Raw genomic sequence first — 18485 nt, forward strand, 5'->3', positions numbered from 1 at the left:
GGGGGCAGCGGTCGGGGCCGGGGCCGGCGTGGCCGGGGAGGCACTCACGGCCTCGGTGCGGCTGCGCTGGGCGTCGGCGGCCGTGCGCACCCGTCCCGGGGAGGACATGAACTGGGCGGAGGCTTTCTTGCCGCCGTTGGTGAGGGCCTTGCGGCGCTCCAGAGCTGCTTCCCGACTGGTGGTTCTGGCCATGTCCGCCCCGTGAATGGATGATCAAAAGTGATGGATCCCGACCGCCGGCCGGGATCCGCTGTGGTCGCTGGATCAGCGGCCTTCGAACACGACGAAGCAGGCGCCCTGGCTCTGGGTGTAGGCGTCGTAACCGACGAGGCGCACGTGGTGATCGGGGTAGGCCCGGTGGCAGGACTCCAGTTCGTTCACGATCACACCGAGATCCTTCTCACCGAAGAAGGGCAGCTTCCAGTACGACCAGTAGGTGGCCATGGAGCGGCTGGGGTGGACGTGCTCGACCAGGGGGCTCCAGCCCTGGGCAATGATGTAGGCGATCTGGTCGTAGATCTCGTCCTGGGTCATCGGCGGGAGGAAGCCGAAGGTCTCCAGGGTGGCGACTGTTTGGTAGTCACCCACGGTGCTCTTGAAGGGCATGGGGATCCTTGTGGGAAATGGGTTGGGGAACCCGGCCCCGCCGACCTTGGGTGGGAGCACCCTCGGTCAGCGGCGGCAGGGCATGGGGCCGTGGTGTCGGATCAGCCGACGTCGAGCTTGTCGACGGTGTCGAACTCGAACTTGATTTCCTTCCAGGTCTCGAGGGCGATGGCCAGCTCGGGGCTGTGCTTGGCGGCTTCCGTGAGGATGTCGCGGCCTTCCTTCTCGATCTCGCGGCCGGCGTTGCGGGCCTTGACGCAGGCTTCGAGGGCCACCCGGTTGGCGGCGGCGCCGGCGGCCGAACCCCAGGGGTGACCGTGGGTGCCACCACCGAACTGGAGCACGGAGTCGTCACCGAAGATGGCGACCAGGGCGGGCATGTGCCACACGTGGATGCCGCCGGAGGCCACGGCGAAGACGCCGGGCATCGAACCCCAGTCCTGATCGAAGAAGTTGCCGCGGGTGCGGTCTTCGGGGATGAAGGATTCGCGCAGCTGGTCGATGAAGCCCAGGGTGGTCTGACGGTCACCCTCGAGCTTGCCCACCACGGTGCCGGTGTGGAGCTGGTCGCCACCGGAGAGGCGCAGGCACTTGGCCAGCACCCGGAAGTGGATGCCGTGCTTGGGATGGCGGTCGATCACCGCGTGCATGGCACGGTGGATGTGGAGCAGCATGCCGTTCTTGCGGCACCACTTCGACAGACCGGTGTTGGCGGTGAAGCCACCGGTGATGTAGTCGTGCATGATGATCGGCTGCCCGAGTTCCTTGGCGAACTCGGCCCGCTCGTACATCTCCTCAGGAGTGGCGGCGGTGCAGTTGAGGTAGTGCCCCTTCTTCTCGCCGGTTTCTTCCTGGGCGAGCTGGACGGCTTCGGCCACGAACTCGAAACGGTTCTGCCAGCGCTGGAAGGGCTGGGAGTTGATGTTTTCGTCGTCCTTGGTGAAGTCAAGACCGCCGCGGAGGCATTCGTAGACCACCCGGCCGTAGTTCTTGCCGGACAGGCCCAGCTTCGGCTTGATGGTGCAGCCCAGCAGAGGACGGCCGTACTTGTTCATCCGGTCGCGTTCGACGTGGATGCCGTTCGGCGGGCCGGGGCAGGTCTTGATGAAGGCCATCGGGAAGCGGATGTCTTCCAGGCGCAGGTGGCGCAGGGCCTTGAAGCCGAATACGTTGCCCACCAGGGAGGTGAGCACGTTGGTCACGGAGCCTTCCTCGAACAGGTCGAGGGGGTAGGCGATGAACGCGTAGAAGGACTCCTTGTCACCAGGGACGTCTTCGATGCGGTAGCAGCGGCCCTTGTAGAAGTCGAGATCGGTGAGGAGCTCGGACCACACGGTGGACCAGGTGCCGGTGGAGGACTCGGCGGCCACGGCGGCAGCCACCTCTTCCTTGGGCACACCTTCCTGGCCGGTGCACTTGAAGCAGGCCAGCAGGTCGGTGTCGAGGGGGACGTAATCGGGAGTCCAGTAAGTGTCGCGGTACTCCTTGACCCCGGCGTCGTACTTCTTGCTCATGGGATTGTTCGGATGGGTTCGGATGGAAAACTCAGAGGGTCAGCCGACCGCTCAGTCCTTCGATCCCAGGCCGAAGCTGCTGTTCAGCGCCGGCTCCACCTCGCGGTGGGGACGGGCGATGATGTGGGCGGCCACCAGGCCGTCGCCCACCCGCTCGCAGGCATCGGCGCCGGCACGGACGGCGGCGTTCACGGCACCGGTTTCACCCCGCACCAGGACGGTCACGTAGCCGCCACCGACGAATTCGCGACCGATGAGGCGCACCTCGGCGGCTTTGGTCATGGCGTCCGCCGCTTCGATGGCGGGCACCAGACCGCGTGTCTCGATCATGCCGAGGGCGATGCCCATGGTTTCGTTTGCCATTACCTGCTCCTGGAGGAGGGGGGTGGAATGTTCGTTGGCAACCTTGCTCCTCCGTCAAACCCTCCGTCAAGCGATTGGGAGCCGGGCGGCCATCAAGGTTTTCGGATCGGCTGATAAGGGCAGCTGATCAGTGCAACACAAAAAGCAAGCTTTGCTTGATCGCCGCCGCGCCGCGCGGCCTTGCCGGCGGCCCGCCGCCCGTCCCGGGGGCTCAGAGCGGCTCGGCGCTGGAGACGAAGCCGACCCCGCCGTAGCGCTTCAGCAGGGGCCGCAGGGCGGTTCCCACCGCCCCCAGCAGCTCGTCCTCCACGAACACGATCACGTGGGCGTTGGCCCCCAGCCCGCTGAAGTCCATCGCTTCGGAGATCTCTCCTGAAGGGCCCATGCCGGTCACGTGCCGCATCACTGAATAGCCCTTCGCCCCGGCCGCGGTGATGGTGCGGCAGACACGGTTCAGTTCCCGCTCGCTGAGAAAGAGATCAATGCGCTTCATGGGAATGGGGCGACGGGTCGGCAAGGGGGGCAACGGTTCGGCGAGGTTCGGCCTGGCAGGGCCGGGTTCAGCCGAGCGGAATGAACTGGCGGGTCAGCGCCATGTAGAGCGGAATCCCGATCACCACATTGAAGGGGAAGGTGAGACCCAGGGCGGTGGAGATGTAGAGGCTGGGGTTCGCCTGGGGGACGGTCATGCGCATCGCCGCCGGCACGGCGATGTAGGAGGCACTGGCGCAGAGCACCATGAACAGCAGGGTGTTGCCCTGGCTCAGGCCCAGAAGGGCGCTCACCAGCAGCCCCAGCAGGGCATGCAGGGGAGGGGCCAGCAGGGAGAAGCCGATCAGGAACGCCCCCGCCTGCCGAAGGTCCCGCAAGCGCTGGGCCGCCACGATGCCCATGTCGAGCAGGAAGAAACAGAGGGCTCCGTAGAAGAGTTTTTCCGTGAAGGGATCCATCTTCGCCAGACCCGCCGGACTGAAGGCCGCCACCACATAACCGATCACCAGGCTGCCGATCAGCAGGTACACCGAGCCATTCAGAAAGGCCTCCTGGAGAATCTCCTTCCAGCGCAGACTGCCGCCGCCGTTCTGCTGATCGGCGGGGATCTCCGCATCCTCCGCGGGGGCCGAAAGCCTGGCCAGGATCACCCCCACCACGATCGCCGGCGATTCCATCAGGGCCAGCGCTGCCACCATGAAACCGTCGAAGTTCACCTCCACGACGTTGAGGAAGCTCTCGGCGGTGATGAAGGTGACGGCGCTGATCGAGCCGTAGGAGGCGGCGATGGCGGCGGCGTTGTAGCCGTCGAGGCGCAAGCGCAGGAACAGGAAGCTGGTCAGCGGCACCAGCAGGGACATCGCCACCGCCGCCCCGATCGTCAGCAGCACCTGGGGGCCCAGGCCGCTGTGGGCCAGCTCCATGCCCCCCTTGAAGCCGATCGCCAGCAGCAGATAGAGGGAAAAGAGCTTGGGCAGCGGCGAGGGGATCTCCAGGTCGGAGCCCACCAGCACCCCCAGGATGCCCAGGAAGAAAAAGAGAACCGGCGCGGAGAGAAGGTTCTGTAGGACCAGGCTCGACTGCATCGCCCTCCGGCGCCCAAAGGGTGGAGGCAACTTAGGGGCGAATCCGGCCATGGGCCGTCACCGGTCGCGCAACGTTGTCCGGTCCGTCCGTCCGATCGGCGGCGAATTCCCTATCGTCCGCCCGGGGCAGGAACCCTGGAGTTTTCCGGGGGTGGAATGTTCAACCCGTCCTGCCCCACCCCTTCCCCACCGCGCTGCACCACAATGGGGCCCCCCGTGGGCCCGGCTTGACCCTTTCCCCTTCCCCCTCGGTGCTGGTGATCGCCAGCGGCAACCCCCACAAGGTGGCCGAGATCACGGCCATGCTCCAGGGGGTGGGTCCGGAGGTGGGGCTGGAGGTGCGCCAGCAGCCCAGGGATCTTGAGATCGAGGAGACGGGCCTCACCTACGCGGAGAATGCCCGCCTCAAGGCCTCCACCGTGGCTGCCCTCACCGGCTGCTGGTCGCTGGCCGACGATTCCGGGCTGGAGGTGGATGCCCTCGATGGCCGCCCCGGTCTGCACTCGGCCCGCTATGCCCCCACCGACCACGAGCGGATCCACCGGCTGCTGCACGAGCTCGGCGACTCCCTCTACCGGGGCGGCAGCTTCGTCAGCGCCATGGCCCTGGCCGACCCCACCGGCGCGGTGGTGCTGGAGTCGGAGGGGGTCTGCCGGGGCCTGATCCTGCGGGAGCCCTCCGGCCACGGCGGCGGCTACGACCCGATCTTCCATGTGCGGGAGGCGGGCTGCAGCTATGCCGAGATGGGCGAGCACCTCCGCAGCCGGCTGGGCAGCCGCGGCAAGGCGGCCCGGGCGATGGCCCCGGGACTCAGGCGGCTGCTGGGGCTGGCCTGAGCCGCCCGGGTGGCGAGGCGGCCGCGCTCAGCCGCGGGCCCCGGCGTTGATCTGGGCCACGGCCCGCATGGCAGCGGCGGCGGCCTCCTCCACATCCCCCTCCTTACCCGCCAGGGTGAGGCGGCCGAAGGCCCCCACCGCCTTGACGTCCACCACGGTGATGTTGGAGCTCTTCTCGGCTTCGTTGGCGGCGATCAGCACGTAGCCCGCCGGTTCGGTCTCGAGGATGAACATGCTCATCCCGGCCTGGATCATCGAGCCGCGGCGGTTCTGGCGGTTGATCAGCACGGCGTGGTCGGGGGTGATCGCCCGGATGATCTCGGTCCACGTGACTTCGCAGCGGCTGCGCAGCTCCACCCGGCTGGCGATGGCCTCCAGCACCACGTCGCCGGAGTGGAGCACGTTGCTCTGGTCGCGGTGGTAGAGGGCCAGGGAGCCGAAGGCCCGCTCCACCACCATCTGGCCGAGCCGCACCGTGCTGGCCTTGAGGGCGATGTCGGTGACCCGGTGCACCGCCATCCCAGGGGAAACCTCCAGCCAGAGGCAGGCATCACCGGGGATCGGCAGGAAGCCATGGGACACGGTGCCCATGTACGACGCCAGCTGGGGCTGGAGGGAATCCAGGAAGACGTAGGTGCGCAGTTCGATCGACTGCACATGGCTCGACTGGCGCGCCAGACGCCGGCCTTCGCTGTCGGTGGTGATCACGCAGCTGGCCCCGGAGGCCTCGCCGCTCACATCGGTGCCGGTGATGCGCAGGCTCGCCGCCTTCCTGCGGGCGTCCGACCGGTCGTCGCGAAGGAAGGAACGGGCACTCTGCGAATCCATCACGGCGCGAGGCGCCAACCCCCGGAACAAATGGTCATGGCGATCCTCGGGGTGGTTGAAGCGCCGGGATCCCTGGCCGCCGCCAGGGGCAGTCCAGAAGGGGAGGGTACTCCCGGGAGGGCCTCCGGCGGCCGGCTCCGCCCTAGCGGCTGCTGAGGGAGAGGCCGTCGGCGACCCGGACCCGGTCACGACCGGCGGCCTTGGCGGCATAGAGGGCCCGGTCGGCCAGCGCCATCATCCGCGGGAAGTCGGCCGTCGGCTCGGCCGCCGTCGTGCTCACCCCCAGGCTGACGGTGAGGCGTCCGCCGGGGGCCTCCCCCCGGAGGTCGAGACCGTGCATCGACAGCCGGATCCGCTCCGCCACCCGCAGGGCCGTGGCCCGGTCGGCCTCCGGCAGCAGCACCAGGAACTCCTCGCCGCCGAGGCGGAAGGTCCGGTCGTTCTCCCGCACCGAATCCATCAGGACCCGCGCCACCTGCCGGAGCACCCGGTCGCCGGCGTCGTGGCCGAAGCTGTCGTTGATCTGCTTGAAATGGTCGAGGTCCAGCTCGATCAGGGCGTAGCTGGCGGGCAGGGGTGCCGCCTCCAGGGCGCGGCGGTTGGCCAGACCGGTGAGCGGATCGCAGTGGGCGGCGGTGTTGAGGGCCGCCACCTCATGGGCATGGCGCTGATCCTCCAGGAGATGCTCCACCCAGGGGCGCATCGACTCGGCGAAGTCCCGCACCATCCGCTCCATGTCGGGGTCGAATGGTGTGGCCGCGGCCCCATCCCGGATCGCCAGCACCATGGCGGGCTCGCCGGTCAGGCAGATGTGGTGCCAGCCGGGTGTCGGCTCCCGCCGTTCGGGGTGGTCGGCCTGCGTCGACCAGGTGGTCCAGCCGTCGCCGGGCATCCGCACGGCCAGTTCGCAGGCGTTGGTCTGGCCGGTGGCGTCAAGGATGTGGCCGATGGCGCGCACCATCCCCAGGGGAGAGCTCTGGTGGATCAGGGCCTCCTGCAGACGGCGCCGGGCCTCGGCGATGCGCAGCAGGCGCTTGAGGTCGAGGTCGGCGTCGGCGAGGCAGTAGACGCCGCACTCCATGGCACCCAGGGCATGGAACACCTGGTCGACGATGGCGGCGGGGACGATGTGGCCGTGCTGCGGGGCGATCCGCTCGATGCGGCTCCAGCGGGAGCGGATGCGGGCCAGGCCGGCACTCAGCAGCTCACGGCTGGGCATGTAGTGCTGGTGGAAGGGCCGGGCGTTCTCGATGATGTAGGCGGCATCGTCCGACTCCAGCACGTTGCTGTCGGGGACGAAACCGCCGAACAGGTCGGAGGAGAACAGGGTGCCGGTCCCGCTGTCATGGGACACCATCGCCCCGGGGAAGTGGAGATAGGGCGTCAGCTGGAACTCCAGCCGCCGGTCCCCCGCCAGGGGCAGACACCAGCCGTGCTGCTCCACCAGGTAGGTGGAAAACCCATGGCCGTAGTGGCGGATCAGGGCATTGGCGCGCCACTCGGTGACCACCTGGACATCAGGGCGCGCCAGCACCTGGCCCAGCCGGGGCAGGGCGGCGCAGATGTCGGGGTCGGAATGGTGACAGACGAGCCAGCGGATGGCGTCCAGATCGGTGATGGCGCGCAGCTTGGCCAGGGTGCCGTCGATCGTGAGCGGCGAGCCCGGATCGATCAGAACACTGTCCGAACCATTGGCGATGAAATAGGTGTGGCACTGGAAGTGGTCGTGGGCCAGCCGCACCCCCACCCACCACACACCGGGGGCAATCTCGACGGGATCCTCCCGGAGGGCCGCCGTGTCGGCCGGGTGGGTGGAGGCCTGGTCGCAGGGCCGATGGAGCGAACGGTCCATGGGGACGGAAGGGAAGCACTGCGCCGCGCCCGGACCGAGACACGGAGGGATGCTTGTTTCCATAGTGATCGCTTACATCCGAACCCTTGCGACTCCGAAGGCAACCGATACCTTCCAGTTCAACCTTTCCAGGCGCGACCATGGCCACCCGGCGCACCGCTTCCGTCACTGCTGACGCCGCTCCTGACGCCACGTCCCACGGCTCCCCCGCCCCCGGGGTGGCCAGCGAGACCCAGCCCCTGCGCCATGCCCTCGACCAGGACACGGTGTCCGAATGGATCACCCGGGCCCTCGATGAGGGGGTGCGGCCGGAGCAGGCCCTCGCCCTCATCGGCCTCGGCCTGATGCGGCGCATGGGCGGCGGCATCGGCGACAGCTTCGCTGACTGGAAGGATGCCCCCGAAGCGGATCACCCGGTCGACCTGGCGGCCCTGCGCCAGCGGCTGGAGATCACCGACCTGGCCATCCGCACCGGCGCTCCCCTCAGCACCGCCGAGGTGAGCCAGCTGATGGGGGCCCGGCCGGGGTCCGCGCTGGTGGAGCGGGGCGGACTGACGGCCCGCCGCCTGGGGCGCAACGTGTGGAAACTGAGCCGCAGCGCCGATGGCGAGCGGGAGGAGCGCAGCATCGGCTTCAGCGAGGGTTTCCGCCGCCGCCTGTGAGCGCGGGAATCCGCACACGATCCCGAAAAGATGTAACGCACCCGGGCGCGGACCCCGCCGTCCCCGCTAACCCATGGAGGCTCCATACCTGGCGATCCCCTCCATGGGTGTATCCGCTCCACCGGTTCAGCCTCCCACCGGCGCCATCCCCGGGACCCTCCCCAGCGACATCCTCAAGGAGAGCGGCCAGCGGGAGGTGTTCTGCGGTCTCACCTCCATCGTCTGGCTGCACCGCCGCATGCCCGACGCCTTCTTCCTGGTGGTGGGCTCGCGCACCTGCGCCCACCTGATCCAGTCGGCGGCCGGTGTGATGATCTTCGCCGAACCCCGCTTCGGCACGGCGATCCTGGGGGAGCGGGACCTGGCGGGTCTGGCGGATGCCAACGAGGAACTCGACCGCCTGGTGAAGGATCTGCTGGAGCGCCGGCCCGAGATCCGCACCTTGTTCCTGGTGGGCTCCTGCCCCAGCGAGGTGATCAAGCTCGACCTGGCCAAGGCGGCCGAACGCCTCAACACCCAGCTGCTGGGGCGGGTGCGGGTGCTGAATTACTCCGGCAGCGGCATCGAGACCACCTTCACCCAGGGGGAGGACAACGCCCTGCTGGCCATGCTGCCCCTGCTGCCCTCCTCCGATGAGGAGCAGCTGCTGATCGTGGGCACCCTGGCCGATGCGGTGGAGGATCGCTTCCGGCTGATCTTCGAGCGGCTGGGCATCACCACGGTGCGCAGCCTGCCGCCGCGGCGCTCCACCGATCTGCCCCCCGTGGGCAAGGGAACGCGGGTGCTGCTCGCCCAGCCCTTCCTGAGTGCCACCGCCCGGGCCCTGCAGCACCGGGGCGCGACGCTGCTGAGCGCCCCCTATCCCTTCGGCGTGGAGGGCAGCCGCGACTGGATGGCCGCCGCCGCCAACGCCTTCGCCGTGCCCGCCGAGCGCTTCAAGGCGGTGCTCGACCCCTTGGTGGAGCGGGGGCGCCGCGCCCTGGAGCCCCACCGGGAGGTGCTCGCCGGCAAGCGGCTGTTCCTGCTGCCGGACTCCCAGATGGAGATCCCCCTGGCCCGCTTCCTGTCCCGGGAATGCGGCATGGAGCTGGTGGAGGTGGGCACCCCCTACCTCGACCGCCAGCTGATGGCCGCCGACCTGGCCCTGCTGCCCCCCGCCACCCAGCTCAGCGAGGGCCAGGACGTGGACCTGCAGCTGGAGAGGGTGCGGGCCGCCCGCCCCGACCTGGTGCTCTGCGGCCTGGGGCTGGCCAATCCCCTCGAGGCCGAGGGTATCGCCACCAAGTGGTCGATCGAGCTGGTGTTCAGCCCGATCCACGGCTGCGACCAGGCCGGTGAACTGGCCGAACTCTTCGCCCGCCCGCTGCGGCGCCGGGCCGTGCTGCAGCTCTCCTGACACCCCCATGGAACTGACCCTCTGGACCTACGAAGGCCCCCCCCACGTGGGCGCCATGCGCATCGCCACCTCCATGGAAGGGGTGCATTACGTGCTCCACGCCCCCCAGGGCGACACCTACGCCGACCTGCTGTTCACGATGATCGAGCGGCGGGGCCTGCGGCCCCCCGTCACTTACACCACCTTCCAGGCCAGGGATCTGGGTGGTGACACCGCCGAGCTGGTGCAGCGCTCGATCCGCCAGGCCGTCGAGCGCTTCCTGCCCGAGGCGCTGCTGGTGGGCGAGAGCTGCACCGCCGAGCTGATCCAGGACCAGCCCGGCGCCCTGGCCGCCGGCATGAACCTGGGGGTGCCGATGGTCAACCTGGAGCTGCCGGCCTACTCCAAGAAGGAGAACTGGGGCGCCGCCGAGACCTTCTACCAGCTGGTGCGCACCCTGCTCAAGGGCCAGCTGCCGGCGCCCGGCACCCCCAAGCCGTCCCCGTCCCGCTGGCGCGACGGGGGCCGCCGGCCCCGGGTCAACCTGCTGGGCCCCAGCCTGCTGGGTTTCCGCTGCCGCGACGACGTGCTGGAGATCACCCGGCTGCTGGCGCAGCACGGCATCGATGTGGCGGTGGTGGCCCCCCTGGGGGCCCGGCCCGCCGACCTGGAGCGCATCCCCACGGCCGACGCCAACGTCTGCCTCTACCCCGAGGTGGCCGGCCCGGTGTGCAGCTGGCTGGAGCGCAGCTTCGGCACCCCGGTGGTGCGCACGGTGCCGATCGGCATCGGCGCCACTGCCGCCTTCCTGCGGGAACTGCACGGCGTGCTTGATCTGCCGCTGCCGGCCGAGCTGGAGGAGGTGGAGGGTCAGCCGAGCGAGGCCGAGCGCCGCTCCCGGCTGCCCTGGTACTCCAGGTCGGTGGATTCCACCTACCTCACCGGCAAGCGGGTGTTCATCTTCGCCGATGCCACCCATGCCATCGCCGCCGCCCGGATCGCCTCCCGCGAGCTGGGCTTCCAGGTGGTGGGCCTGGGCAGCTACAGCCGGGAGCAGGCCCGGGAGGTGCGGGCCGCCGCCGCCGAGCTGGGCCTGGAGGCCCTGATCACCGACGACTATCTGGTGGTGGAGAAGGCCATGGCCGAAGCGGCCGCGGAGCTGGTGCTCGGCACCCAGATGGAGCGCCACAGCGCCAAGCGGCTGGGGCTGCCCTGTGCCGTGATCAGCGCCCCCCTGCACGTCCAGGACGTGCCGGCCCGCTACTCCCCCCAGATGGGCTGGGAGGGGGCCAACGTGATCTTCGATTCCTGGGTGCACCCGCTGATGATGGGCCTGGAGGAGCACCTGATCGGCATGTTCCGCCACGACTTCGAGTTCGTCGACGGCCACCGCAGCCACCTCGGCGACGGCGCACCGGCGGCGGCCACGGGCGCCGACCACGAGGTCCCCACGGCTCCGACCCCGGTGCCGGCCCCGACTGCCGCCGCCGCCGCAGCCGCCCCGGCACCCGGCACGACCACCGCCGGTGCCGCCGTCCGCGAGGCCCTCGAAAGCCTCTGGACCGCCGATGGGGAGGCCGAACTCGCCAAGATTCCCTTCTTCGTGCGGGGCAAGGTGCGCAAGAACACCGAAGCCTTCGCCCGCGAACGGGGCCTGGAGAGGATCGATGCCGAAGCCCTCTACGACGCCAAGGCCCACTTCAGCCGCTGAAGGCCCTCGACTGCGCTTGAGGGCCTCTCTGGTGATGTTTCGGTTTGCGTGATCCCCTGACAGCCGGGATCCGATCTGAGCAGGCTGTTTCTGACGCGTGATCCGCCGGTTGTCCGGTTTCCCCTTGTTTTTCCTATGACCACCACACTCACGTCTCCCCCGAGCACCAACCCCCGCGAAGATGGCGAGGGCAGTCTGCAGGTGCATCAGGACGCGTCGATGAACATCGAGGAGGGGGCCCTGGTGATCGCCGTCTACGGCAAGGGCGGTATCGGCAAATCCACCACCTCGTCCAATCTCTCGGCCGCCTTCTCCAAGCTGGGCAAACGGGTGCTGCAGATCGGTTGTGACCCGAAGCACGACTCCACCTTCACCCTCACCAAGAAGATGGTGCCGACGGTGATCGACATCCTCGAGACCGTCGATTTCCACACCGAGGAGCTGCGGCCCGAGGACTTCGTCTTCGAGGGCTACAACGGCGTGATGTGCGTCGAATCCGGTGGCCCTCCGGCCGGCACCGGCTGCGGCGGCTACGTCACCGGGCAGACGGTCAAGCTGCTCAAGGAGCACCACCTGCTGGAAGACACCGATGTGGTGATCTTCGATGTGCTCGGTGATGTGGTCTGTGGCGGCTTCGCGGCCCCCCTCCAGCACGCCCACTATTGCCTGATCGTCACCGCCAACGATTTCGATTCGATCTTCGCCATGAATCGGATCATGCAGGCGATCAATGCCAAGGCCAAGAACTACAAGGTGCGCCTCGGCGGGGTGATCGCCAACCGCTCCGAGCAGACCGACGAGATCGACAAATTCAACGAGCGCACCGGCCTGCGCACCATGGCCCACTTCCGCACCGTTGACGCCATCCGCAAGTCACGGCTGAAGAAATGCACCATCTTCGAGATGGAGCCCACTCCGGAAGTGGAGGCCGTTCAGGAGGAGTACCTCAATCTGGCCCGCAAGATGCTCAGTGATGTGGAGCCGCTGGAGGCCGAATCCCTCAAGGATCGGGAGATCTTCGACCTGCTGGGCTTCGACTGATCGCCCGCTGACGGACCCCGGCGGGCCCGTCAGATCTCCGCGGCGGCCCGCTCCACCAGCCGGCGGGCCACCGCCTGCACCCCCGTGTGCTGGTAGGTGTCGGTGAAGGCATCGAGGAAGGTGGCCATCTGCTCGAAGCCCCCCTGCCAGGGGCCCAGGGTTCCCTCCAGGGCCTGTACCGCCCTCTGCCCGGTGAGACCCAGCTGGCTGGTGAAGCCGCCGGCCCAGCCCAGCCACGGTTCGAGGCTCCGACGCAGGAAGGTGAGATGGGCCCCATCCCCACGCCCCGGCAGCAGTCGGGCCATGCCGGCGTAGGCGGGCAGCTGGTGCAGGTCCCGCCAGTCGAGGCCTCCCAGCAGGCCATCCAGCCGCTGCAGCGCCTGGTCGCCCAGGGGCAGCAGGGCATCGAAGCAGATCAGGGCGGCCATTCTCACCCGGGCCTCGCTAGCGTAGTCGCCCAGGGCGGCGGCGAAGTCGCCGAAGCTGTCACCGGGCAGGCCGTTCACCTGGGTGAAGGCCAGCATCTCGGCGGCCACCTTGAGGCTCAGATCCGCCGCCTGCAGGCTGTCGCTCGTGGGGGTGAGATCGGCGACCCGCTTCACCAGCGGCAGGGCGCCGCCGATGTTGGCCAGCAGCCGCAGGCCACCGGCGGCCTTCTGGGAGCGGTTGACGGCGTCATACAGGCTCAGGGCACGGCCGTAGCCCTCGTGGCGGGCCCGGCTCAGCACGTCGGCCCGGGCTCGCACCTGGCGGATCAGCTCCGGATCGTTGCTGCCCAGCACATCGGCGATCAGGGCGTCGGCGCTGGTGATGTTGTGCCAGCCGCCGGGCACCAGGGTGCTGAGGCCCTTGATGGCCAGCACGGTGAGGTTGCGGCGGGGCAGTCGCTCGAGGCGCTCGAGAACGGAGCTCATGCCGCCCCCTGCAGGGCCGCCAGGCCCCTGAGGTTGAACCGCCCGAGCAGGTCCTGACGCTGCTCCGGATCCAGTCCCTCACCCTGGCCGATCACCTTGACCTGGAAGCGGTCGGCCACCAGCAGGGCGGTAGCCTGCGGACCCTGCTCCACCAGCGGCCAGCCCTGCAGGCTGCTCTGGCTGGCTTCGAACTTGAGGCGGGCCTCCGGGGCGGTGGTGACATCGGAGATGGCCAGCAGGGCCTTCACCTGGCCGTCATGCTTGAGCCGGGCCTCGCTGAAGCCCCGCTTCTCCTGGGTGAACACCAGCTGGTCGCCGTCCTCCGGCTCGGGAAACAGCCGGTTGAAGGCGGAACCGTTCACCACCTGGCTCAGCGGCACATCGGCCACCGTCCCGCCCGGCAGCCAGGGGCGGAAGGGCAGGAACAGGAAGGCGCCGATGGAGAGGCTGACGACCAGCAGCAGTCCCACTCCCCAGCGCAGCGTGCGGGTCATCGGCTCCAGAGGGTGGTACTGGAAGACTCCTAGCGGCTTCTTCCGGCCGTGCGCCTGAATCGGCAGATTCCGATGCAATGGCGCCGGCCCGGCGATGGCCTCAGGCCAGCCCCACCAGCTGCATCGAGTAGTCCCACATCCGCTGGGCGGTGACGGGGTTGCTGGCCTTCTCCGAGAGCTCCTGGCTGAACTGCTTGCCCCCCTTGGTTTGCCGGTTGCCCCAGCTCCAGTGCACCCCGGAGACGGCGAAGTCCGGATCCGCCGTCACCTGGGCCACCCGTTCGCCCGCCAGGGCCTGGCTCACGTAGCCGCCGGTGATGTTCTTCTGGAACCAGGGGAAGATCGTCTGGAAGGCCCGCGGGGTGTGGCGGAACAGGGGGGTGTCGGCCACACAGCCCGGATAGAGGGAGGTGAACACGATGCCGGTGCTGTCGTGCAGCCGGCGGTGCAGCTCCTGGGTGGTGATCATGTTGCAGAGCTTGCTGTCCTTGTAGGCCTTGCCGGGCTTGAAGCTCTTGCCGCTGGCCATGGCGATCGGGGCCTTGAAGCCGGCGGCGAAGCCCGAGAGGTCGCCGAGATCGGCGGGCGCCGGGATGGGGATCTTGCCCCCCAGCTCCTTGGAGTTGGCGGTGACGGTGCCCAGGATGACCAGGCGCCGCGACGGGTGGGAGGAGCGCTTGAGGTCCTCCAGCAGCAGGTGGATCAGCAGGAAATGGCCGAAGTGGTTGGTGGCCATCGAGATCTCGTAGCCTTGGGGCGAGCGCTCCGGATGCTTCAGCCGCGGCAGGTAGACCGCCGCATTGCAGACCAGGGCATCCAGGGGGCGCCCGGTGGCATGGAAGGCGTCGACCAGGGCGCGCACGCTGTCGAGATCCGCCAGATCCACCTTCAGGTGGGTCACCGCGCCATCGGCCATGCCCAGGGCCGCCTGGGCCCGCCGGGCCTTGTCGGTGTCCCGGCAGGCCATCACCACGTGCCAGCCCCGGTCCACCAGGGCCTTGGCGGCGAACAGGCCGACACCGGAGGAGGCGCCGGTGATCAGGGCCGTGCCGGGAACGCCTGGGCCGGCAGCCGTGCCCCGGGACGCGGCGGGGGAGAGGGCGGTGTCACCGGATGGGGTCACCATGGCGTTGCTGATCCGCGGGCGAAGGGGGCCCCAACCTACGGACGGGTGCCCTGGTTTCCGGATCCGGACGCGGCGGATTCAACAGTTGGAAACGGACGGTTCGACTGCCAGATCACCCGCAGACGGTTCGGGGCGATCCACTGGCTCTGCTCCCGGATCAGGCGCTGCTCCCCCTCCACCATGAACAGGGCGTCGAAGCGCTCCCGGGCCTTGACCAGCTTGGCGTTCTCGAGCTCAAGCACGGCGGCGATCTCTCCCTGGCTCTCCATGCGCTGCTGGTAGGCGCCGGCGAGGCGGAACAGGCTCACGCCGGTGAGGGCGACCAGCCCCAGCTTGACGGCCAGGCCGATCAGGCTGCAGACCAGCTCTTGGCGCTCGGCGGACAGGGACAGCAGCTGGCTTTCGCGGCCGCAGCCGCCGGGCTCGCCGCCGGCATGGAGGGGCTCAAGGCTGGAGCCGGCGACCGCCGGTTGGCCATGGAGGCTGGGAATCGGGCGCAGCGAAAAAGGACCGCCAGCGCCATCCCCGGCCGTCTGGAGGGACCGGGAACGCCGTGGACGGCCCGTGGAGCTTCGTGCAGCGGGGGGCTGACGCCGGGAAGGCTGGGGCTGGGTCTGGCGCACCTGAGGGAAGGCTGCGAGCCCTCCGCTTGTAGCAGCCTGCCCGGGCCTTGCCAAGGGAGCGGCGCAGCAGCTTCAGGCTTTGTAGAGGCTGAAGCAGAGGCGGACGGCCAGCACACCGGCATGGGCCGCCACGATGAGGGCGATCAGCACTTCGGCCTGATTGATCGGAGTGACCATGTCCTTGACGGTGGATGGAGTTTGACTGACCCATTCTTCGGCCATCGCGAGCTACGGTCCAGCCTCCGGCCTTGCCCTGTCACAGCTCTTGATGGCGCCCCCACCCTGTCCCGAGCCCCCGCCCGAGCCCCTGAAGGTGTCCGCCGATCAGGTGCGCAGCCTCGACCTCTCCCCCGTGGCGCCCCTGGCGTCGCTGGCGCCGGCGGCGCTGCTGAGCGCAGCCAGCGGTCTGGCCCTCGCCTTCGACTGGCCCCGGCAGGAGGAGGATCCGCGCGAACTCTCGGAGATCCCGGAACTGCGGCTCTGGAGCCTGCGGGCCGATGCACTCCATCCCTGGCTGCCCCTGGTGCTGGAGCGCAGCGGCGGCCAGCTCACCCGCCATGTGGCCATGCTGCTTCCCCATGGCTTCAGCCCCACCGAGGGGATCCGTTTCGCCCCCGAGAGCCTGGAGCTCTGGATCACCCAGCGGCTGTTCCTGCTCGACCACTGGGCCGCCAGCGGCGGGATCGAGTGCCGCGCCAACCTGGGCCAGATGGCCGCCGTGCTCGGCTACGAGCTCGACCCCGGCTTCTGGAGCGTGTTGCCCTGAGCGTCGAACCCCGGACCGAGGGCGCGGCGGCGGCCGCCCCGTCCCTGCCGCCGGAGGCGCCGGTGCGCTGGATCAGGACGACAAGCCTGGGCGGGGACTGGCAGATGGCCATCGACGCCTGGCTGCTGGACGGCCCGCCGGCGCCGGCCTTCCGGCTCTACCGCTGGTCGCGGCCCACCCTCTCCCTGGGCAGGCACCAGCGGCGGCTGGAGCCCCACTGGTGGGACCTGCAGCGCCAGGGGCGCCTCGACCTGGTGCGTCGCCCCAGCGGCGGCCGGGCCGTGCTCCATGGCGCCGATCTCACCTATGCCCTGGTGTGGCCCCGGCCCCAGGGCACCCGATCCGAGGTCTATGGCCTGGCCCTCACCTGGCTGGTGGAGGCCTTCGCTGCCATGGGCCTGCCGCTGCACGGCGGCCGCCAGGCGGCCAGCCTGCAGCGCAGCAGCTGCTTCGCCACCAGCACCGTCGCCGACCTGGTCCACGCCAATGGAGCCAAGCGGGTGGGCAGCGCCCAGCTCTGGCGCGGCGGCCATTTGCTGCAGCACGGTTCGATCCAGCTCGCCCCCTGCCCTCCCCTGTGGCGGGAGGTGTTCAGCGGCGATCCCCCGGACCTCGATCCCCTGCCGCTGGCCGGGATCGCGCTGGAGGAGCATCTGCTCCGCTCGGCCGCCCGCTGGCTGCCCTGGCTCCCCGTTCCCGAGCCAGGCGGTGCAGGCGGGTCGTCACCGGTGCCGCCCCTGGCCCCCCTGGCGCCGCAGGAGCTGGCCGCGATCGCCCCGCGGCTCGGCCACTATCGGCTGACCGAATCCGTCAGCGGTGAGACCTCTCCCGAGCTGACCATCCCGCGGGCCACCTGACCGAGGGCCATGCCGAGGGGATAGCCGTTCTCCCGGCGGGCGACGCTGAGCAGGTTGGCGGGGAGACGCAGTCCCAGCTTCTTGAGCACGGCGTCCCCCAGCTCGGGGCGCTCGACGGTGCCGCAGGGCAGCCCCGCCGGACTGAGCACCAGCAGCCGCTGGTGGTTGCCGTCGTCCAGCTGGAGGGCGGCCTGCCAGAGCGGGGCCGATTCGGGGATCGCGGGCAGGCTGGAGAGGGGCTGGAGGTGGTGTCCCACCGTTTCCCGGTCCCAGCACTGGACCGGCAGGGACTGGAGGGGCCCGTCATCGATGACGCCCTGCCAGCGACCCCGGTCGCAGACCAGCAGCCACTCCGGCGGGCCGCCGGACTCCCGCTCGGCGGGGGGGGCGCCGTCGCCGGCGTCGGCGATGGGCGGCGCCGCGGTGCCCAGGCGCATCCGGCTCAGCTCCCGCAGGGTGGTGTCGGCCTCCAGCACCCGGAAGCGGCGCTGGGCCACATCCCGGACCTTCAGATCCTTGAGGGCCTGCTGGACGACCAGCATCTGCGTCTGGTTGCGGGCCGCCCCGAGGCCGAACCAGCCGAGCAGGATCAGCCAGGCGCCGCCGATGCCGCCGCCCCGCAGCAGCAGCACGGTGCCCATGCCGACGGCGAACAGGGACAGGAACCGGCCGCAGGCATTGGCCACCTCCACGCCCCGACGCTGGCTGCCGGAGAACTGCCAGACCAGGGCCTTGACGATCAGCCCCCCATCCAGGGGCAGGCCGGGCAGCAGGTTGAACAGGCCCAGGATCAGGTTGAGGGCCGCGAGCCGTTCCACCATCTGACCCAGCACCGGGGCCACGTGGCTGGCGGCATGGGTGGAGGCCAGCAGGCCGAACCCCAGCACCAGGCTCACCGCCGGTCCCGCCGCCGCCACCATCAGGGCGCCACGGGCGGTGGAGCATTCCCGCTCCACACTGGCGACGCCACCCAGCAGGAACAGGGTGATGCTCTTGACCTTGACCCCCTGGCGCAGGGCCACCAGGGAATGGCCCAGCTCGTGCAGCAGCACGGAGACGAACAGGGCCAGGGCGGTGACCAGGGCCACGGCCCAGAGGGCCGCCGGGGCGAGCTGGCTGCCCAGGCTGAGGGCGTACTGCTGCTGGAAGGCCAGGGTGGCCAGCAGCAGGATGACGAACCAGCTCGGGTGGATGCGCAGGGGGATGCCGCGGATCGTCAGCAGTTGCCAGCCTTCACCCACGGGCACCGTCCGCTCGGAGATCCGGCCGTGGCCGGAATTGTTGCTCCCATCCTAGAAAGACAGGCCAGCCGCCCCGATTCCGGTCGCCACTCCGCTGCT

General features: G+C 69.6%; 21 protein-coding genes. 7 read left to right on the forward strand and 14 right to left on the reverse strand.

Translation table 11 applies throughout. The annotated features are described in order from the left end of the window. The 6 genes from KBY81_RS10575 to KBY81_RS10600 all read right to left on the reverse strand — a co-directional run. Positions 1 to 192: hypothetical protein (locus KBY81_RS10575; RefSeq protein WP_254976456.1), on the reverse strand; the 192-nt coding region annotated here is incomplete at its 3' end. Between the two features lie 72 nt (positions 193 to 264). Further along, positions 265 to 606, reverse strand: a complete 342-nt coding sequence (locus KBY81_RS10580) for a ribulose bisphosphate carboxylase small subunit (protein WP_015107693.1) — start codon at positions 604 to 606, stop codon at positions 265 to 267. A 101-nt stretch (positions 607 to 707) separates the two neighbouring features. Next, positions 708 to 2120 (reverse strand): form I ribulose bisphosphate carboxylase large subunit, encoded by a 1413-nt coding sequence (locus tag KBY81_RS10585; RefSeq protein WP_015107694.1) that lies wholly within the window; start codon positions 2118 to 2120, stop codon positions 708 to 710. A 51-nt stretch (positions 2121 to 2171) separates the two neighbouring features. Further along, positions 2172 to 2483, reverse strand: a complete 312-nt coding sequence (locus tag KBY81_RS10590) for a BMC domain-containing protein (RefSeq protein WP_015107695.1) — start codon at positions 2481 to 2483, stop codon at positions 2172 to 2174. Positions 2484 to 2694: 211 nt separating this feature from the next. Next, complete coding sequence (locus tag KBY81_RS10595; RefSeq protein WP_015107696.1) at positions 2695 to 2976, reverse strand: P-II family nitrogen regulator; 282 nt, start codon at positions 2974 to 2976, stop codon at positions 2695 to 2697. A gap of 67 nt (positions 2977 to 3043) precedes the next feature. Next, a complete protein-coding gene (locus KBY81_RS10600) occupies positions 3044 to 4060 on the reverse strand; it encodes a sodium-dependent bicarbonate transport family permease (protein WP_106221404.1) in 1017 nt (338 codons plus the stop codon). A 227-nt stretch (positions 4061 to 4287) separates the two neighbouring features. On the opposite strand from KBY81_RS10600, the gene KBY81_RS10605 reads away from it, so the two are divergent. After that, complete coding sequence (locus tag KBY81_RS10605) at positions 4288 to 4896, forward strand: non-canonical purine NTP pyrophosphatase (RefSeq protein WP_254976457.1); 609 nt, start codon at positions 4288 to 4290, stop codon at positions 4894 to 4896. Positions 4897 to 4923: 27 nt separating this feature from the next. On the opposite strand, the gene KBY81_RS10610 is transcribed toward KBY81_RS10605, so the two are convergent. After that, positions 4924 to 5724, reverse strand: coding sequence for a BMC domain-containing protein (locus tag KBY81_RS10610; protein WP_181280124.1), 801 nt, complete (start codon positions 5722 to 5724; stop codon positions 4924 to 4926). Between the two features lie 142 nt (positions 5725 to 5866). Continuing rightward, entirely contained in the window at positions 5867 to 7576 is a 1710-nt protein-coding gene (locus KBY81_RS10615; protein WP_254976458.1) for a diguanylate cyclase, read from the reverse strand. A 140-nt stretch (positions 7577 to 7716) separates the two neighbouring features. Here KBY81_RS10615 and KBY81_RS10620 point away from each other — a divergent pair, with 140 nt between their 5' ends. The 4 genes from KBY81_RS10620 to bchL all read left to right on the forward strand — a co-directional run bounded on the left by KBY81_RS10620 (position 7717) and on the right by bchL (position 12365). Beyond that, a complete protein-coding gene (locus tag KBY81_RS10620) occupies positions 7717 to 8238 on the forward strand; it encodes a hypothetical protein (protein WP_254976459.1) in 522 nt (173 codons plus the stop codon). A 73-nt stretch (positions 8239 to 8311) separates the two neighbouring features. Further along, positions 8312 to 9634 (forward strand): ferredoxin:protochlorophyllide reductase (ATP-dependent) subunit N, encoded by a 1323-nt coding sequence (locus KBY81_RS10625; protein ID WP_219904237.1) that lies wholly within the window; start codon positions 8312 to 8314, stop codon positions 9632 to 9634. 7 nt (positions 9635 to 9641) lie between these two features. Next, entirely contained in the window at positions 9642 to 11324 is a 1683-nt protein-coding gene (locus tag KBY81_RS10630) for a ferredoxin:protochlorophyllide reductase (ATP-dependent) subunit B (RefSeq protein WP_254976460.1), read from the forward strand. Positions 11325 to 11459: 135 nt separating this feature from the next. Beyond that, positions 11460 to 12365, forward strand: a complete 906-nt coding sequence (gene bchL, locus KBY81_RS10635; protein WP_254970735.1) for a ferredoxin:protochlorophyllide reductase (ATP-dependent) iron-sulfur ATP-binding protein — start codon at positions 11460 to 11462, stop codon at positions 12363 to 12365. 29 nt (positions 12366 to 12394) lie between these two features. Here bchL and KBY81_RS10640 read toward each other — a convergent pair whose 3' ends face one another. From KBY81_RS10640 to psaM, 5 genes are all read right to left on the reverse strand, one after another. Further along, on the reverse strand, positions 12395 to 13279 hold the full coding sequence (locus KBY81_RS10640) for a hypothetical protein (protein WP_254976461.1): 885 nt from the start codon (positions 13277 to 13279) through the stop codon (positions 12395 to 12397). Further along, positions 13276 to 13773: a hypothetical protein gene (locus KBY81_RS10645; protein WP_254976462.1), complete on the reverse strand. Its 498-nt coding sequence runs from the start codon at positions 13771 to 13773 to the stop codon at positions 13276 to 13278. The genes KBY81_RS10640 and KBY81_RS10645 overlap by 4 nt, the downstream gene beginning before the upstream one ends. A 100-nt stretch (positions 13774 to 13873) precedes the next feature. After that, positions 13874 to 14899 (reverse strand): protochlorophyllide reductase, encoded by a 1026-nt coding sequence (locus KBY81_RS10650; RefSeq protein WP_219904236.1) that lies wholly within the window; start codon positions 14897 to 14899, stop codon positions 13874 to 13876. Positions 14900 to 14934: 35 nt separating this feature from the next. Continuing rightward, positions 14935 to 15522 carry a hypothetical protein gene (locus KBY81_RS10655; RefSeq protein ID WP_254976463.1) on the reverse strand — a complete coding sequence of 196 codons (588 nt, stop codon included), beginning with the start codon at positions 15520 to 15522 and terminating at the stop codon, positions 14935 to 14937. A gap of 72 nt (positions 15523 to 15594) precedes the next feature. Further along, complete coding sequence (psaM, locus tag KBY81_RS10660) at positions 15595 to 15699, reverse strand: photosystem I reaction center subunit XII (protein WP_043325215.1); 105 nt, start codon at positions 15697 to 15699, stop codon at positions 15595 to 15597. A gap of 91 nt (positions 15700 to 15790) precedes the next feature. On the opposite strand from psaM, the gene KBY81_RS10665 reads away from it, so the two are divergent. Together KBY81_RS10665 and KBY81_RS10670 are read left to right on the forward strand one after the other, a co-directional pair. Beyond that, positions 15791 to 16288 carry a CRR6 family NdhI maturation factor gene (locus KBY81_RS10665; RefSeq protein WP_254976464.1) on the forward strand — a complete coding sequence of 166 codons (498 nt, stop codon included), beginning with the start codon at positions 15791 to 15793 and terminating at the stop codon, positions 16286 to 16288. Between the two features lie 104 nt (positions 16289 to 16392). After that, on the forward strand, positions 16393 to 17145 hold the full coding sequence (locus KBY81_RS10670) for a lipoyl protein ligase domain-containing protein (RefSeq protein WP_254976465.1): 753 nt from the start codon (positions 16393 to 16395) through the stop codon (positions 17143 to 17145). Here the strand turns inward: KBY81_RS10670 and KBY81_RS10675 are convergent. Further along, on the reverse strand, positions 17079 to 18386 hold the full coding sequence (locus KBY81_RS10675; protein WP_254976472.1) for a site-2 protease family protein: 1308 nt from the start codon (positions 18384 to 18386) through the stop codon (positions 17079 to 17081). The two genes, KBY81_RS10670 and KBY81_RS10675, sit on opposite strands and share 67 nt — an antisense overlap. Positions 18387 to 18485 lie beyond the last annotated feature (99 nt).

The organism is Cyanobium sp. Lug-B, from assembly GCF_024345635.1.
In the GTDB taxonomy this organism is placed as follows: Bacteria; Cyanobacteriota; Cyanobacteriia; order PCC-6307; family Cyanobiaceae; genus Cyanobium; species Cyanobium minutissimum.